The sequence below is a fragment of the Caloramator sp. mosi_1 genome (genome assembly GCF_028622835.1).
Lineage (GTDB): Bacteria > Bacillota > Clostridia > Clostridiales > Caloramatoraceae > Thermobrachium.
Genome location: NZ_CP117677.1, coordinates 667,746 through 685,483, shown reverse-complemented (window position 1 = coordinate 685,483; position 17,738 = coordinate 667,746). Strand labels below are relative to the sequence as shown.

Below are 17,738 nucleotides of genomic sequence, written 5' to 3'. Positions count from 1 at the left end.
ATCTAATATTCTCTACATAAAACAAGTCAAAAACTTCTCAAATAAAATATACCTAATAATACATAGATATAAAGTTAACAAATATGAAAACTAAGTAGTAATACATACAAGCAAAGTCACATTAATGCTTTGATAATCAAAGTAAATTTTAAATATTTATAAATTAATTACAGATTTAAACAATTATAGTTGAGTATTTTTTATTAATAGGAGGGATTTGTGTGTTTCATATTGTTTCCCTTTTAGGATTTAAGTTAATTTATGGAGATGTTAATGATATTGTTGATTTCTTGTTTAGCCAGAATAAAATTTGTTTATATTCTGCAAATGGAGAGATTTTGAATAATATTATATTTAATAATTTACCTTTAGTTGAAAATTATTATTTAATACCTGATGGTATTACTACTGTATATTTAGCTAAAAATTTAAACAATCTTACGATAGAAAAATTACCTGGAATTGAAGTTATGCAATTTATAGTTGATAAATTTAAGGAAAAATCAATTTATTTGTTTGGTGCAAAGGAAGAAGTAAATAATAGTTTAGTTGAAAGATTAAAAGAACAGGGTGTTAATATTGTTGGTAACAAACCAGGATATGGATATGATGAAGAAGATTTAATAAATGATATAAATAAAAGCAAAGCAGATGTATTGTTTGTAGCATTAGGTTCACCTATGCAAGAAGAATTTATATTCAGGGCATATGAGAGATTAAACGTAAAATTAATAATTCCTGTTGGTGGTGCCTTTGATGTTCTTTCAGGTTATAAAAGAGGGCACCAAAGGTATTTATAAATTTAAAATTGGAGTGGTTATGGCGTGCATTATTAGAACCAAAAAGATTTAAAAAGGTATTTAGTATTATAAAATTTAATTTTTATTTGTTAGAACTAAGTCTAAGGTTAAAACAGGTAAAGCCAAGGTTTAATACGCGAGAGGAGGAGTTTTAAGTGCAATTATTAATAATAACGTTGTCTTATGCATTACAGGTTTATTATTTGGGGTTTATTTACTATTATAGTTTAATATCCTTATGGGGATTTAAATTAAATAAATCGAAAGATATACCTCCCCAAAAATCCTTTGCATTAGTTGTGGCTGCACACAATGAAAGTGCAGTGATTGGTAGCATTGTTGATAATCTAAAGAAGTTAGATTATCCGCAAGAACTATATGATATTTTTGTTATAGCTGATAACTGCACAGATAACACTGCAGATATTGCAAGACAAGCAGGAGTTAAAGTATATGAGAGGTTTAACAATGAATTTAGGGGTAAGGGATATGCACTTAAGGAATTTTTGAAGGGTATTTATTTAATTTAGAGAAACAATATGATGGTGTATGTGTTTTTGATGCAGACAATCTTGTTTCGAAAAATTTCTTAATTAAGATGAACAATAGATTGTGTAGAGGACATAAAGTAATCCAAGGATATTTAGATACAAAATCCAGATGATACTTGGATAACAGTATCAAGTGCATTGGCCTATTGGATAACAAGTAGGGCCTTTCAGCTTGCAAGAGAGAATTTAGGTTTATGTGCAGCATTAGGTGGAACAGGTTTTTGTATTAATTATAATACACTTAAGGAATTAGGATGGAATGCATTAAGTCTTACAGAGGATTTAGAGTTTTCAATGAAGTGTGTTTTAAAGGATATAACCGTACATTGGGAACACGAAGCAAAGATATATGATGAGAAACCATTAACATTAAGAGCATCTATGAGACAAAGAGTAAGATGGATGCAAGGACATTGGGATTGTGCATATAGGTATACAATTGCCTTATTTAGAAAAGCTATTAAGGATAAGGATATAGTTGCTTTAGATGCAGCATTTTATTTATTACAACCATCAAAAGTATTAACAAATTTATTTGTTTTATTGTCATTAATGTTAAAATTTTTATTTCCAGAACTATGGTTTAGTAAAATCATATTTCCATTATGGTTAATGCTAATTAGTTTATGTATTAACTATATAATACCAGTAGTAATATTAATTAAAGAGAACGTGTCACTAAAATACATTTTAGGTTTAATCCCTTGTTATTTTTATGGATTAACTTGGTTCCCAGTTACAGTAATCGGATGGATAAAACGAAAGGACAAACAATGGGTTCATACAGTTCATACGAGGGGTTTAACTATTGAAGATATACAAGAAAGAGAAGGACAGAATGGAGGTGCAGATATTGAACAAAACTATCAAGGTGCTTAGTTTGTATATAATTTTTATTGTATTTTTAACAATGAAGATAGTTATATTTAATAATATAATAAATATAAATAATACATTATTTAATTTTATTTCATTATTAGGAGTAATATTAATTTTGACATTTATATTAAGCTTATTTGGAATAGATAATTACTTGAAATATAGTATAGTTTTTAACCTGCTAATATCGTTTATATTAGTAGCTAATATATTAAACTATACCTATTTTAAAGATATAGTTTCAATTTTTAATATAACAAGTGTAAAGTATCTTGATGATATTTCATCATCAATAGCAAGAAATTTTTCCTTTAAGTTTATGCTAATTTTTATAATAGATATACTATTTATCTGTTTAATAAAATTTATATTTAATAAAAGTAAGAAGGAAATTTTAAATATAAAGTATATGGATATACTAACAAGATTATCAGTTTTTGCAATAATTGGGATAGTATTAGTGAATTCAACAATTTCCTATGCCAAAAAAGAAACAGTACAGTTTTTGACCAGTTTTATAACAAACATATGATAGCTTCAACAACTAATATTCTTATGTATCACTATTTAGACTTAAAGAGATATATAAAAAATATGGCATATTTATATAATGCTAATGATATTAATGAAGCTAAGCAAACATTACAATATTATAACGAAAACGATTGGTTATATGGGAAGTATAAAGGCAAAAATTTAATACTACTACAATTAGAATCATTTCAAGGTTTTGTAATAGGTAAAACAATTAATGGTGTAGAGATTACACCAAACTTAAATAGATTAGCAAAGGAATATTATGAAGTGCCTAATTTATATATCCAAACAACAATTGGAGGAACATCAGATGCGGAATTTATAGTAAACAATGGTCTATTATCAACACCAGATATACCTGTTTATTATACAGATAATAAATTTAAAAACTCTTTACCGAGAATATTTAAAGAATTAGGTTATAAATCTTATGTAATGCACGCAAATAACGAATCATTTTGGAATAGAGGTATTGTATATAGAAATATGGGTGTAGATAAATTTTTCAATAAACAGGATTATGAGATAGATGAACAGATATTACTTGGTTTATCAGATGAAAGCTTTTTAAGACAGAGTATAGAATATATTAAGCAATTACCAAAACCTTTTTATAATATGATGATAACTATGTCAACTCATTACCCTTTTAGAGATCCTAAATTCTCAAATGAATTAGACGTAGGAAAGTTTGAAGGAACATTAATTGGTGATTATTTAAAATCAATTCATTATTTAGACAGACAAATAGGACTGTTCATTAACAAATTAGAAGAAGAGGGTATACTGCAAGATACTGTTATAATTATGTATGGTGACCATCACGGAATACCATATAATTTTAGACAAGAGTTAGCTTCATTCATAAATGTTTCAATAGAGGATGACTATGATTGGTATAATCAATTTAAAGTATGGGGATTGGTGATGTTACCAGACAAAGCGGTTAAAGGTAGGGCTGATGGTATCTATGGACAAGCAGATATATTTGCAACTGTATTTCATTTGTTTGGTATAAATAGACCTACAACAGAAGTAAGTCAATCTATATTTAAAAATAAGGACTATGTTTATTTACCACAGGGAATATATAAAAATGGTAATAAAATATATTTGACTTATACGAATAAATATAAGGATTTTGATAATAATGAAATACGTAATATAGATACTAATATAATAGAAAAAATAAATAAGATAATAAAATATAATAATATTTTAGTAAAGGTTATAAACAAATAATGTTATGAATTTTTATGCAATTAAATAATATAATGGGTTATATTTATGCATTTAATTAAATCGTATCAAATTCCACTAAGGTTTTCCTTAGTGGAATTTGTTTTATCCTAATATCACCTTTAAATCCTCATCAGGAGTTGAAATTGGTTTAATATTGAATTTATCAATTAATACCTGAAGTACATCAGGTGAAATAAATGCAGGTAAACTGGGGCCTAAGTATATGTTCTTTATTCCAAGAGAAAGTAAAGTTAAAAGTATGCATACAGCTTTTTGTTCATACCAAGATAAAATTAATGAAAGTGGTAAATCGTTTACAGTACATTTTAGTGCATCTGCAAGACCAAGGGCTATTTTAATTGCAGAATAGGAGTCGTTACATTGCCCAACATCAAGTAGCCTTGGGAACTCCCCAATAGTTCCAAAATCCATCTTATTAAATCTATATTTACCACAGGCAAGAGTTAGTATTATTGTGTCCTTTGGAGTCTTTTGTGCAAATTCTGTATAATAGTTTCTTCCAGGCCTTGCACCATCGCAACCTCCTATTAAGAAGAAATGTTTAATTTGACCTTGTTTTACAGCATCTAAAATTTTATCGGCAAGTGATAAAACAGTATGATGACCAAAACCAACAAGTATAGTCTTTTCTGGTTCGTCCTCAGTAAATCCACCAAGTTCAAGTGCTTTATTTATAATTGGAGTAAAATCCTTTTTACCATTCCTTTCTTCGATATGTTGAACTTTAGGCCATCCGACAATACTTGTTGTAAATATTCTATCTTTATATGAATCACGAGGTTTTTGAAGACAGTTTGTAGTCATTAATATACATCCTGGTAGATTATCAAACTCTTTTTGTTGGTCCTGCCAAGCACCACCGAAGTTTCCAACAAGGTGTTTAAATTTTTAAGTTCTGGATATCCGTGGGCAGGAAGCATTTCACCGTGGGTATAAATATTTATTCCCTTTCCTTCAGTTTGAACCAGTAATTCATATAAATCCTTAAGATCGTGGCCAGAAACAACTATGAATGGGCCCTTTTTCTTTGTTATTAAAACAGGTGTTGGTACAGGATTCCCATAGGTTTGTGTGTTTGCTTTATCCAAAAGTTCCATACATTTTAAATTAACTTTACCAAATTCCATAGTTAGATTAAATAAATCATCTACAGTTAATGAGTTGTCAAGGGTTGCAGCTAAACCTTTATAGAAGAAATTGTTAACTTCTTCATCAATATATCCCAAAACGTGGGCGTGATGTGCGTAGGCTGCCATACCTTTAATACCGTAAATCAAAGTTTCTCTAAGAGAACGAATATTGGCATCCAAGGTTTGGTCATACATTATACCAGTCTTTTTAGCGTCTTGTAACATTTTATCCTTTGAATCTGGTAGTTTATAATTTACACATTCAGGTATATTTGGTGGTAAAGTGCCAAGTTGTGATTTTAAATTTTCCTTTATCTTTTCAGCTTCCTTTAAAAAACATATAAATCTTTCTGGATCAAAGTTGACATTTGTAAGGGTGGAAAAACAGACATCTGCAACAAACTTTGAAATTTCCTTATCTATTGTTTTACCTTGTTTTAATAATTCATTGCCTAAAAATCCAATTGCCTTTAACTGATATACAAGTAAATCTTGTAATGCTGCAACTTCTGCATCTTTACCACAGTTACCTGCCTTTGTACAACCTTTTCCACCAATTGTTTGTTCACACTGATAGCAAAACATCAATTCCTCCATAACAAAACCTCCTTTATATAGATACAGTATTAGTTTGCTCAAAAAAAAAAAAAATAAATATATATATACCTTTTATTTAGATAAGTGATTTTGTGGACAACCATATTCATCTTTGATAATATAAAAATATACTGATAATTATGGAGGTGTTTTATGCAGGTTGGAGGTCAAGCAGTAATAGAGGGTGTAATGATGAGGGCAAAGGATAAAATGGCAGTTGCCGTAAGAAAGCCTGATGGAGAAATTGAGGTTAGCGTTGAGAATATAGAGCCTTTATATAAAAAATACAAAATACTTTCTCTTCCTTTTATACGTGGTGCAGCATCTATGATTGAATCTTTGATTGTAGGTATTAAAACACTGCAGTATTCAGCATCCTTTTACGAGGAGGAAGAGGATAAAAGTAGGTTTGAAAAATATCTTGATGAAAAGTTTAAAGGAAAATCGGAAAACATAATAATGAGCTTAACTCTTTTTACCTCCTTTGCATTTGCGATATTTTTATTCGTGCTTTTACCTACATTTACAGCAAACTTTTTAAGGTAAAAATACAAAATACTATTTATATTAATTTATTTGAAGGTTTATTAAGATTAATTATTTTCCTTATTTACATTTATCTTATAAGTAAAATGGAGGATATAAGAAGAGTCTTTGAATATCACGGTGCAGAGCATAAAAGTGTATTCTGCTATGAGGCAGGATTACCACTTACTGTTGAGAATGTTTCAAAGTTTTCAACTCTTCATCCAAGATGCGGAACAAATTTTCTTCTAATAGTAATGTTAATTAGTATATTTATATTTAGCTTTTTGGATGGCCGAATGTAATTGTAAGAATAATATCAAGAATAGCTTTAATTCCTGTTGTTGCGGGTATTTCCTATGAGGTAATAAAGTGGTTTGGTAAATCAAACTCAAGCCTATCAAAGTTTTTAGCATTTCCTGGGCTTATGCTTCAAAGGCTTACAACAAGAGAACCCGACGAAAACAAATAGAGGTGGCAATTGCTGCACTAAAGGCTGCCATAGGGGAGGAATAATATGACTATTTATGAGGCAATAAGATATGGAATCCAAAATATAAATTCAGATACACCTCAGCTTGATGCTGAGGTTCTTTTAAGCGATGTACTTTGTAAAGATAGAATATATTTAATACTTCATAGAGATGAGGTATTAGACAATAAGACAATAGAAAAATTTATAGAATATGTAGATAGAAGAAAAAGGGGAGAACCAGTTGCCTATATAATAAATAAAAGGGAATTTTACGGGTATGAGTTTTATGTTGAAAGGGAGTTTTAATTCCACGTCCTGATACTGAGATACTTGTTGAGGAGGTTATAAAAAGAAGTAGTGATTACAAAAATCCTACTATAGTTGATGTAGGATGCGGAAGTGGTGCAATTTCAGTTACACTTGCAAAGGAAATTGAAGGAAGTAGAGTCTATGCACTTGATTTAATGGATACACCAATTAAGGTTACAAAGATTAATGTTAAAAGGCTTGGAGTAGAAGACAGGGTATTGGTTTTAAAAAGTGATGTTTTTTCAAATCTTCCAAAGGATTTAGAGGGAAGTGTTGATGTAATAGTTTCTAATCCGCCATATATAAAGGATGAAGTTATCCCTACTTTAATGGTGGATGTTAAGGATTATGAACCCTATGAGGCTCTATCTGGAGGATGGGATGGACTTGTATTTTATAGAAAGATAGCAGAGGATGCGTTAAGATTTTTAAAAAGGATGGGTTAATTGCCTTTGAAATAGGATATGACCAAAGAGAGGATTTATTTAATATCCTTTCAAAGGATTATAAAGATATTGAGTGTATTAAGGATTTGGCAGGACTTGATAGAGTTATACTTGCAAGGAGGGGTAAGATGTTATTTGAGCTTTTTATGTCCTTTGCTAAAATAGGTGCCTTTACCTTAGGTGGTGGTTATGCAATGGTTCCTCTTATTCAAGAGGAGGTAGTTGATAAAAAGAAGTGGATAGATAAGGAGGAGTTTTTAGATATACTGGCTGTATCCCAATCTACACCAGGGGCCCTTGCTGTTAATATGTCTGTGTATATAGGATATAGATTAAGGGGAGTTTTAGGTTCTATATTTGCAGCACTTGGATGCGTCCTTCCATCCTTTTTATCCATACTTTTTATTGCAGCTTTTTTAACAAACTTTTTAGATTATAAATATGTTAAAAAGTTCTTTCAAGGTGCAGGACCTGCTGTTGCAGCCTTAATTTTTATTCTGCATTTAAGATTGCAAAAACTAAAAAGTTTAAGTGGTACTATTATATAATAACTGCTCTTACGGTTCTATTTATGTTTTTAAAATTTGACCCTATAGTAATAATTATATCGGCGGCAATTTTAGGTATTATGATTAGGGGGATAGGGATGGCATTTAGGCTTTTTTAATATTTTTTAAGATAGGTGCCTTTTCGATAGGTGGAGGTTATGCAATGCTTCCTTTTATTGAAAAGGAATTTATAGGTAGAGGATTTTTGACTATGAAGGAGTTTTCAGATATACTTGCTATATCTCAAATGACTCAAGGCCTATTGCAATAAATTCTGCAACCTATATAGGGTATAAATTGGCAGGAGTATTCGGAGGTATAATGGCAACACTTGGAGTTGTAGCCCCCTCCTTTATAATGATTTTGATAATTGCAGCCTTTTTAAAGAGGTTTTATGAAAAGGAAGGTGTAAAAGGGCCTTTAATGGAATTAGACCAGCAGTTCTTGGACTTTTAATATATGCCTCCTATTCTATTTTTAGAAGCAATGTTAATAGTGTAAAGGATGTAATTATATATTGTTTATCTCTAATATTACTTATATATTTTAAGTTAGATACCATATTTGTTTTGATTATATGTGGTATGATTGGTATATTCTTTTTTAATAATATTTTTGTTGCAACTAAATAAATTCATTGCTAAAATAAGATAGGTATGTTGTAAATTATATTATTATATGGAGTGATAACTATGTTGCATAAATTAGATTTTATTGAAGAAAAGTATGAAGAACTTTCAAAGAAAATAGCAGACCCTGAGATTATTGCAGATAATAATCTTTTTCAAAAGCTATGCAAAGAACACAGTTCAATGGAACCAATTGTTTTAAAGTACAGGGAGTATAAGGATATACAAAAAGGCTGAAGGAAGATAAGGAGATGCTTCAAGAGGGCGGCCTTGACGATGAGATGGAACAGCTTGTAAAGGAAGAGATAAAGGAGCTTGAGGAACAAGTTGTAGAAGTTGAAAAGGAACTTAAAATTTTACTTCTTCCAAAGGATCCTAATGATGATAAGAACGTTATTGTAGAAATAAGAGCAGGTGCAGGTGGAGAAGAGGCAGCATTATTTGCAGGTGATCTATTTAGAATGTATACAAGATATGCTGAAAGACATAATTTTAAAGTAGAGGTTATGTCAGTAAATGAGAACAGGAATAGGTGGATATAAGGAAGTTATATTTATGATAAAAGGACAAGGTGCCTACAGTAGACTAAAATATGAAAGTGGGGTTCACCGTGTTCAAAGAGTTCCTCAAACAGAATCAGGTGGAAGAATTCATACATCTACTGCAACGGTTGCAGTTTTACCTGAGGTTGAGGATGTTGAGGTTGAAATCAATCCAAATGATTTAAGGGTTGACGTTTATCGTTCATCAGGTCACGGTGGACAAAACGTTAATACAACAGATTCAGCAGTTAGAATAACACACCTTCCAACAGGAATTGTTGTAACTTGCCAAGATGAAAAGTCCCAGATAAAAAATAGAGAAAAGGCAATGAAGGTATTAAGGGCAAGACTTTATGAAATGGAGCTACAAAAGCAGCAAAGTCAAATTGCAGAGGAGAGAAAGAGTCAGGTAGGTTCAGGGGACAGAAGTGAAAAGATAAGAACCTACAACTTCCCACAAAGTAGAATTACAGACCATAGAATAGGGCTTACAATATATAAATTTGATGCATTTTTAGACGGAGAAATAGATGAAATGATAGATGCACTTATTACAAATGACCAGGCAGAAAAATTAAAGGCTGCAGGAGAATAGTAATAAGATTTATCTTTTAGCTTTATGCTAACAATTCAACAGGTTAAGGCATGCTACACAGCATGCCCAAATTTTTAGTTGGAGGTAAAATAATGAAGCGTTATATAGCAAATAAACCCTTGTATTTTATCTTTCCGCTATTTGTACTATCAATAATTTTTTCTTATTTACTTGTACTTTATAAAAAAGCTATGCCTATGTAAACTATATAAATATAGGATTTGATTTGTTTATATTATTATTTTATTTAAGAAGGTTCTGTTTAGAAGTAAGTATTGATAGCAAAGGTATGAACTTTAAAGGGCTTTTCTTATGGAGGAGAGTGTATATTGAAGATTATATAGGGATTGTGCAGTCAAACTTTTTGACTCAAATTAAAACAAAGTCAGGAGTTTTTTATGTGCTTACCACCAAAAATGGACGAAATATATTGATGGAGATGTTTAAAAACCTAAATAAAGGGGAATGACTTGCATTAAAGGGGTGGTATGGTGAAGATAAAAAGAAATTGGCAAAGGAAAGGGCTAAGTTTAAAAGAAGTATATTTTTTTCTATAATAGTAATGATAGTAATGCTCTATCTTGTAAAGGTTCTTGATGATCAGGGATATTTTATAGGTTTAGAAAGAACTCTGATATATGCAAATTTATATATAATAGAGTTTTTATTTATAATTTATATGTTTAGGGCGTATATCGATTCCACCTTTGATATAATATTTAATCAGGACAGAGTAAAAGTTCAAAAGCTCTTTAGTAAGATTGTTAAAATACCCTTTGATGATATACTCTTTGTAGATGTTGTTGAAAAATATGATGATTTTCAAATCATACTATTAATAGATAGAATGAAGCGTTCTAAATCACTAATTCTATTTGACAAGCAGTATGCATTAAATCATAATGATTATCTAAAATGCTATAAAGAGGCCTCTAAGTTATATGAAAGGGAGAATTTTTACTGTTATATAATTAAAAATGGAGGGGCTAAAAAGTATTTTTATTTATATAAACTTTATAAAACTTGCTATAGGGCTCACTTTACAGATAGAGCAATAAAATACATAAAATTAGTTATAGATGAATACAACCTCTCATAAACTTTAAGGAGAAATTTGAAAAGGAGAGGTTGTATGGAGTCAAGGTTATATATAACCCTATTTGCAACGCTTTGTTGTATGGTTGGAACATCCCTTGGGGAACTTTAACTGTACTTTTAGAAAAACTAATAACATAGTTTTATCTGCTGTTATGGGCATAGCAGGAGGTCTTATGCTCTCGGTGGTTACCTTTGATTTAATACCAGAGGCTATAATTATGGCAGATATAGAGGTAGTTTTGATTGGAATAATATTCGGCGTATTGTTTATATCTTTTTAGACATATTTTTACCCTATAGCAATTTTGTAAAAAGTACGGCAAAGGAATAAAAGTTGCACTGCTTCTTGCTATTGGGCTTGCAGCCCACAACTTCCCAGAAGGCCTTGCCATAGGTTCGGGATTTAGAGGAAGCAGCATTTTAGGATATAAAATTGCCTTTGTAATAGCCCTACACGATATTCCAGAGGGAGCGGCAGTTGCGGCACCACTTTTAAATTCAAATTTGTCTAAACTAAAAATAATCTTATTTACAGCAATAACTGCACTCCCAACTGCAGTAGGTGCCTACATTGGTGCCTATATTGGTGAAATACAAAAAGTTTTATAGCAGTTTCTTTAGGATTTGCTTCTGGAACTATGCTCTATATTGTTTGTGGAGAGCTTATCCCTGAGAGCAAGGAGAATTATAGAGGATTATTTTCTACCTTGTCAATTATAATAGGTTTTATAATTGGCTTTATACTTATTAATATAATCTGATGGAGGCGAATGGTTTGGATACAAAGGTTTATTATTTAGATGAACACGATGATGAAAAAATAAGAGAGGCGGCAGAGATAATAAGAAAAGGAGGACTTGTTGTTTTTCCAACCGAGACAGTATATGGCCTTGGTGCAAATGCATTAGATGAGAAGGCCTGCAGAAAAATATTTGAGGCCAAGGGAAGGCCACAGGATAATCCGTTAATTGTTCACGTTGCTGATTTTGATATATCAGAATATGTTGAATATATACCTGAAAACGCAAAAAAATAATGGAAAGCTTTTGGCCAGGACCTATAACAATTGTGCTTAAAAAGAGTAATAAAATACCTATGTTAGTTACAGCAAATTTAGATAGTGTAGCAATAAGAATGCCGTCTAATAGGGTTGCAAGAAGGTTAATAGAGTATGCAAATGTACCAATTGCAGCACCAAGTGCGAATATATCAGGAAGACCAAGCCCAACTACAATAGAACATACAATTGAAGATTTAATGGGTAAGGTTGATATGATAATTGGAGGAGATAGGTGCGAATTTGGACTTGAATCAACGGTAGTGGAGGTTTTAGATGAAAAGGTTACAATACTAAGACCGGGTGCCATAACAAAGGATATGCTGGAGGAAATAGGGCTTACGGTTGAAATTGACCCTACAATATTAAAAAGCCTGATGAGAATTTAAAGCCAAAATCACCTGGTATGAAGTATAGACATTATGCTCCAAAGGCTGAAATGACAATCATTACAGGAAGAGTAGAGAGAGCGGTTGAATATATAAATATGAAAATAAAGGAAATGAAAGCAAAGGGAAAACTTGTTGGAGTTCTTGCTACAGAAGAAACAAAGGATTTATACAAGGGTGGATACATTATTTCAGTAGGAAGCAGAAAAAATTAGGACTTATTGCTGCAAATCTATTTGACACGCTGAGGGAATTTGATAAAATAGATGTAGATTATATATATGCAGAAGGATTTGAAGAAGACGGTTTAGGACTTGCTATAATGAACAGAATGAAAAAGGCTGCATCATATAATGTGATAAATCTTTAGGAGGTAAGTATGAAGCTACTATTTGTGTGCACAGGGAATACGTGTAGAAGCTGTATGGCAGAAGGAATAGCAAAAGAAGGCACAGGAGTTAAATCTTAATATAGGCATTTCATCTGCTGGTATATATGCCACAAATGGTGCTGCTTGTTCTTTAAATGCAGCACTTGCTATGGAGGAAATGGGAATAGATATAAGAAACCATCTTGCAAGGCAGCTTACATATGAACTTTTAGAAAATTCAGACCTTGTACTAACTATGACAAGAGCACACAAAGATACAATACTTTCATACTATCCATCCTTTTCAAACAAAGTTTTTACTATTTATGAGTATATTGGCAAAAGTGGAGATATAGTAGATCCATTTGGAGGAGATATTGACACTTATAGGGCTTGTGCCAATGAAATTAAACAAGCCATAGATATTCTATTCGATAAATTAAAGGAAAGTTAAGGCTTTTTAGCCTTTTACTTTCCTTTTTGTTAAATAAAAAGGCAGATAATAACTAATATAAAGGAGGAGTATTTATGAAGATAGCATTAGGATGCGACCACGGAGGATACAATCTTAAAGGGCTATATTAGAGCATTTAGAAAAGAAGGGGATTGAATATAAGGATTTTGGATGCTATTCAATAGAATCCTGCGATTATCCAGATTTTGCAGAAAAAGTTGCAGAATCAATAGTAAAGGGAGAGTACGACTTAGGAATATTAGTATGTGGAACAGGAATTGGAATTTCAATTGCAGCAAATAAGGTTCCTGGTATTAGAGCAGCTCACTGTACAGATACATTTAGTGCAAAGGCGGCAAGACAACATAACAATGCAAATATATTAGCACTTGGAGAGAGAATAACAGGAATTGGACTTGCACTTGATATTGTAGATGCTTATCTTGAATCTGAATTTGAAGGTGGAAGACACCAAAGAAGAATAGATAAAATATCAGAGATTGAAAAGAAATATTCAAAATAAATTGTATAAGGAGGATATTATGGATAAGAGAGTTATTGTTATTGACCACCCACTAATTCAGCACAAACTTTCAATAATGAGGGATGTTAACACTGGTTCAAAGGATTTCAGAGAACTTCTTGAAGAAATTTCAATGCTAATGGGATATGAGGTTACAAGAAATTTTCAACTTGAAGAGGTTGAAATAGAAACACCTATATGCAAGACAAAGGCAAAAATGCTAACTGGAAAGAAAGTTGCAATAGTTCCAATTTTAAGAGCAGGGCTTGGAATGGTAGATGGAATGCTAAAATTAGTTCCAGCTGCTAAGGTTGGACATATAGGACTTTACCGCGACCCTGTAACTTTAAAACCAGTTGAATACTACTGTAAGCTTCCAAGTGATATAGAAGAAAGAGAAATAATAGTTACAGATCCTATGCTTGCAACTGGTGGTTCTGCATCAGATGCTATAAAGCTTTTAAAGGATAAGGGGGCAAAAATATAAAGCTTATGTGTTTAATCGCTGCACCAGAGGGAATCAAGGCTGTTCTTGATGCTCATCCAGATATAGAGATTTATGTTGCCCACGTAGATGAATATCTAAATGACCACGGATATATAGTTCCAGGACTTGGAGATGCTGGTGATAGAATTTTTGGCACAAAGTAGGTGGAGCTATGAGACCAAGCTGGGACGAATATTTTATGGAGATTGCTCATACTATAAAGAAACGTTCTACCTGCATTAGAAGACAGGTTGGGGCAGTTATTGTAAAGGAAAATAGAATTTTAACAACAGGCTATAATGGTGTTCCGCCTAAAATGAAACATTGTATAGATATAGGATGCCTAAGGCAAGAACTTAACATTCCATCGGGCCAAAGACACGAACTTTGTAGAGCACTGCACGCAGAACAAAATGCTATAATACAGGCTGCAAAGTATGGAATATCTATAGAGGGTGCTACAATATATGTAACTGCACAGCCTTGTATCATATGTGCAAAACAGATAATTGCATCAGGAATTAAAAGGATTGTATTTTCAGGAGACTATCCCGATGAATTGTCACTTCATATGATAAAGGAGTCTGGAGTTGAAATAGATAGATTTTTATTAAAGTGATAATGTATGACCACTACAGTAAGTTTATTTTACATTCTGTAGCGGTCTTTTTATTGAATAGTTTATTTCAGGTTAAACTAAAAATGCAATATTATTGTGTCAATGTGTAATATGGTTAATATTATTATAAAGTTCATTTATTTTTAATTATTTTTTATGAATTTTTGTGGTAAAATGGATATGGTATTTTAAAACAAATGAGGTGTATTAAAATGAAGTATTTATATATGTTTGTACTGCCAGCCTTAACATCTTTTTATTAACACCCTTCGTAAAAAGGCTTGCATATAAATTAGATGCAATAGATGTTCCAAAGGATGAAAGACGTCTGCATAAAAACCCATACCAAGGCTTGGGGGACTTGCTATTTTTTATCCTTTTTATTGTATTCTTTATATTACATAGGTTTTAATTCGAAGTTTGATGGAATTTTAGCTGGTGCATCTATTATAGTTGCAATGGGTATAGTAGATGATATAAAGGAGCTTAAGCCAAAGACAAAGCTTATATTTCAGATAATAGCAGCGTGTGTTCTAATATTGTTTGGAATAAAGGTAAATTACATAACAATACCATTTTTACCTGGAACAGGTTCTTTTTATATAGGATGGTTAGGTATCCCAATAACTATACTGTGGGTTGTTGGTATGACAAATGCTGTAAATCTTATTGATGGATTAGACGGTCTTGCCTGTGGTGTTTGTACAATATCTGCATTATCGCTGTTTGGAGTATCAATAATCAGTGGAAGAATAACAGTAGGAATTTTATCAATAATATTATCAGGTGCCTGTGTTGGTTTTTATATTATAACTTTAATCCAGCAAGTATATTTATGGGAGATACTGGTTCACAGTTTTTAGGATTTACCCTTGCTGCAATATCAATACAAGGTGCAATAAAGTCAGCAACAGCAGTTGCGGTAGCAGTACCAATATTAGCCCTTGGGCTTCCTATATATGATACTTTATTTGCAATGATAAGAAGAAAATTAAACAATAGACCTATTATGGAGGCAGATAAAGGGCATCTTCATCATAGGCTTTTGGCATTAGGATACAGCCAAAGACAGGTTGCAATAATTTTATATATAGTTAGTGGAATTTTCGGGATTACATCTATTATAGCTATGTTAGTTCTCAACAAAAAATCCTATTTGATATTGATGATTGTTTGTACTTTAGTATTAGCTTTTGCAACAGAATTAGGGCTTTTAAAAAGTAATAAGAGGTGATTGTATGTTAAAGGTAATGACTATATTTGGAACAAGACCAGAGGCTATAAAAATGGCACCACTTGTAAAGGAGCTTGAGAAAAGAGAAAATATAGAGTCAATTGTATGTGTAACAGCACAGCACAGGCAGATGCTTGACCAGGTATTGGATTTATTTGAAATTACACCACATTATGATTTAAACATTATGAAGGACAGACAGACTTTAACATCCATTACAACAGGTGTTCTTGAGGGACTTGATGAACTTTTTAAGCAAGTAAAGCCAGATATTGTTTTAGTTCACGGTGATACAACAACAACCTTTGCTGGAAGCCTTGCTGCCTTTTATAATAAAATAAAAATAGGGCACGTAGAAGCAGGACTTAGAACCTTTGATAAGTATTTTCCTTATCCTGAGGAGATAAATAGAAAACTTACCGGTGCACTTGCTGACATACATTTTGCACCAACTCCTACCTCAAAGCAAAATCTGTTAAATGAAGGAATAAAGGAAGATACAATATTTATTACTGGAAACACAGTAATAGATGCACTTGAGGAGACAGTTTGTGATGAATATGTTTTTGAAAACGAGGTTTTGAATAACATAGATTTTAAAAATAAAAAGGTGATAATGGTAACTGCCCATAGACGTGAAAATTGGGGGCAGCCTCTTGAAAATATATGCAGAGCCTTTAAGAGAATTGTTGAAAACAATAAAGATGTAGAGATTGTTTATTTAGTACATTTAAATCCAGTCGTTAGAGAAACAGTATATGATATATTAGATGGTGTAGAAAGGGTGCATCTTCTACCACCACTTGATACAAAGGAAACACATAACTTAATGAACAGATGTTATATGGTAATGACTGATTCAGGAGGATTACAGGAAGAGGCACCTCATCTTGGAAAACCTGTTCTTGTATTAAGGGATGTTACAGAACGTCCAGAGGCAGTTAAGGCTGGAACTGTAAAGGTTATAGGTACTGATGAGGAAAATGTATATAAAGAGGCTGAATTATTAATAAAAAATGTAGATGCCTATAAAACTATGGCAAACGCAGTAAACCCATACGGCGACGGTTATGCTTCACGAAGAATAGTAGATGCCATATTATATTATTTTGGTTTAGTAAATGAAAGACCTGATGAGTTTTATGCAAATGTTCACTTTGAATGAAATCTATAGTTTTAGGTAGATATAAATAGAATTATAATACGTAATTTAGACTAATCAGTCTAAATTACGTATTTTTAACATAAAAATGTGTTGAATTTTATCGAATAAGTGTTAAAATATCTATTGTTAGGGCTAACTGACAGCCAAGTTTGGAGGTTGGGTAGTCCAGTAAACAAGAAGGCAGACAGTTACCTTATTGGGGTGAATGTAGGCCGGTACCATAAATTTTGGTACCGGCCTTTTTAATTAAAATTTCTGACAAGTTATAAAATTAAAATATTTTTAGTTCTAATTGACATTCAAAAACGCTGGGAGTATTATATATTGGTATATCGTAATAATACGATATAGTTTTTATGTATTAAAAATATAAAACTTTAGAAACTAAGATAAAAGACATTTTTGGTGGTGTTTTATGGTTGATGATTTTATATTTAACTTTATTATAACGAAGCTCAAATTTTCCTTTTACATATTTTTGATATTTATAATACCATTATCAATATTATACAAAAT

The 17,738-nt window shown here is 31.5% G+C and carries 15 protein-coding genes and 9 pseudogenes; 23 read left to right on the top strand and 1 reads right to left on the bottom strand.

Going from position 1 to position 17,738, the window contains the following annotated elements:
• Positions 1-221: 221 nt before the first annotated feature.
• From PL321_RS04810 to PL321_RS04790, 5 genes and pseudogenes are all read left to right on the top strand, one after another.
• Positions 222-955 (top strand): annotated as a pseudogene (locus tag PL321_RS04810) (WecB/TagA/CpsF family glycosyltransferase).
• Positions 956-1,330, top strand: a complete 375-nt coding sequence (locus PL321_RS04805) for a glycosyltransferase family 2 protein (RefSeq protein ID WP_273963661.1) — start codon at positions 956-958, stop codon at positions 1,328-1,330.
• Positions 1,331-1,447: 117 nt separating this feature from the next.
• Complete coding sequence (locus PL321_RS04800; RefSeq protein ID WP_337961081.1) at positions 1,448-2,230, top strand: glycosyltransferase family 2 protein; 783 nt, start codon at positions 1,448-1,450, stop codon at positions 2,228-2,230.
• Entirely contained in the window at positions 2,205-2,762 is a 558-nt protein-coding gene (locus tag PL321_RS04795; RefSeq protein WP_273963659.1) for a hypothetical protein, read from the top strand. Before PL321_RS04800 ends, PL321_RS04795 begins: the two co-directional genes overlap by 26 nt.
• A 23-nt stretch (positions 2,763-2,785) precedes the next feature.
• Positions 2,786-4,009 (top strand): LTA synthase family protein, encoded by a 1,224-nt coding sequence (locus PL321_RS04790; protein ID WP_273963658.1) that lies wholly within the window; start codon positions 2,786-2,788, stop codon positions 4,007-4,009.
• Positions 4,010-4,111: 102 nt separating this feature from the next.
• Here the strand turns inward: PL321_RS04790 and hcp are convergent.
• Positions 4,112-5,757, bottom strand: a pseudogene (hcp, locus tag PL321_RS04785) (hydroxylamine reductase).
• Between the two features lie 153 nt (positions 5,758-5,910).
• Here hcp and PL321_RS04780 point away from each other — a divergent pair.
• The 18 genes and pseudogenes from PL321_RS04780 to wecB all read left to right on the top strand — a co-directional run bounded on the left by PL321_RS04780 (position 5,911) and on the right by wecB (position 17,222).
• Positions 5,911-6,798, top strand: a pseudogene (locus PL321_RS04780) (DUF1385 domain-containing protein).
• Position 6,799: 1 nt separating this feature from the next.
• Positions 6,800-7,063: a hypothetical protein gene (locus PL321_RS04775; RefSeq protein ID WP_273963656.1), complete on the top strand. Its 264-nt coding sequence runs from the start codon at positions 6,800-6,802 to the stop codon at positions 7,061-7,063.
• Positions 7,063-7,512, top strand: a complete 450-nt coding sequence (locus PL321_RS04770; protein WP_337961080.1) for a N5-glutamine methyltransferase family protein — start codon at positions 7,063-7,065, stop codon at positions 7,510-7,512. Before PL321_RS04775 ends, PL321_RS04770 begins: the two co-directional genes overlap by 1 nt.
• 128 nt (positions 7,513-7,640) lie before the next feature.
• Positions 7,641-8,060 carry a chromate transporter gene (locus tag PL321_RS04765; protein ID WP_443110693.1) on the top strand — a complete coding sequence of 140 codons (420 nt, stop codon included), beginning with the start codon at positions 7,641-7,643 and terminating at the stop codon, positions 8,058-8,060.
• 163 nt (positions 8,061-8,223) lie between these two features.
• Positions 8,224-8,516, top strand: a pseudogene (locus PL321_RS04760) (chromate transporter).
• Complete coding sequence (locus tag PL321_RS20965; protein WP_443110743.1) at positions 8,489-8,692, top strand: chromate transporter; 204 nt, start codon at positions 8,489-8,491, stop codon at positions 8,690-8,692. The pseudogene PL321_RS04760 and the gene PL321_RS20965 overlap by 28 nt, the downstream one beginning before the upstream one ends.
• Positions 8,693-8,752: 60 nt before the next feature.
• Positions 8,753-9,826 (top strand): annotated as a pseudogene (gene prfA, locus PL321_RS04755) (peptide chain release factor 1).
• Positions 9,827-10,334: 508 nt separating this feature from the next.
• Entirely contained in the window at positions 10,335-10,925 is a 591-nt protein-coding gene (locus tag PL321_RS04750) for a hypothetical protein (RefSeq protein ID WP_273963654.1), read from the top strand.
• Between the two features lie 82 nt (positions 10,926-11,007).
• The gene (locus PL321_RS04745) at positions 11,008-11,205 is read left to right on the top strand and encodes a hypothetical protein (RefSeq protein ID WP_273963652.1); all 198 of its coding nucleotides are present in this window, start codon (positions 11,008-11,010) and stop codon (positions 11,203-11,205) included.
• A gap of 46 nt (positions 11,206-11,251) precedes the next feature.
• Positions 11,252-11,533: a ZIP family metal transporter gene (locus tag PL321_RS04740; protein ID WP_273964405.1), complete on the top strand. Its 282-nt coding sequence runs from the start codon at positions 11,252-11,254 to the stop codon at positions 11,531-11,533.
• Between the two features lie 166 nt (positions 11,534-11,699).
• A pseudogene (locus PL321_RS04735) lies at positions 11,700-12,740 on the top strand (L-threonylcarbamoyladenylate synthase).
• Positions 12,741-12,749: 9 nt separating this feature from the next.
• Positions 12,750-13,194 (top strand): annotated as a pseudogene (locus tag PL321_RS04730) (low molecular weight protein arginine phosphatase).
• Between the two features lie 74 nt (positions 13,195-13,268).
• A pseudogene (gene rpiB / locus PL321_RS04725) lies at positions 13,269-13,717 on the top strand (ribose 5-phosphate isomerase B).
• Between the two features lie 19 nt (positions 13,718-13,736).
• Positions 13,737-14,368: pseudogene (upp, locus tag PL321_RS04720) on the top strand (uracil phosphoribosyltransferase).
• An 8-nt stretch (positions 14,369-14,376) separates the two neighbouring features.
• Positions 14,377-14,823, top strand: a complete 447-nt coding sequence (locus PL321_RS04715; RefSeq protein ID WP_273963650.1) for a deoxycytidylate deaminase — start codon at positions 14,377-14,379, stop codon at positions 14,821-14,823.
• A 383-nt stretch (positions 14,824-15,206) separates the two neighbouring features.
• The gene (locus PL321_RS19635; RefSeq protein ID WP_337960959.1) at positions 15,207-15,686 is read left to right on the top strand and encodes an MraY family glycosyltransferase; all 480 of its coding nucleotides are present in this window, start codon (positions 15,207-15,209) and stop codon (positions 15,684-15,686) included.
• Positions 15,659-16,057, top strand: a complete 399-nt coding sequence (locus tag PL321_RS19630) for an MraY family glycosyltransferase (RefSeq protein ID WP_443110692.1) — start codon at positions 15,659-15,661, stop codon at positions 16,055-16,057. Before PL321_RS19635 ends, PL321_RS19630 begins: the two co-directional genes overlap by 28 nt.
• Before the next feature lie 4 nt (positions 16,058-16,061).
• Positions 16,062-17,222 (top strand): non-hydrolyzing UDP-N-acetylglucosamine 2-epimerase, encoded by a 1,161-nt coding sequence (gene wecB, locus PL321_RS04705; protein ID WP_273963649.1) that lies wholly within the window; start codon positions 16,062-16,064, stop codon positions 17,220-17,222.
• The last annotated feature ends 516 nt before the right edge of the window (positions 17,223-17,738 follow it).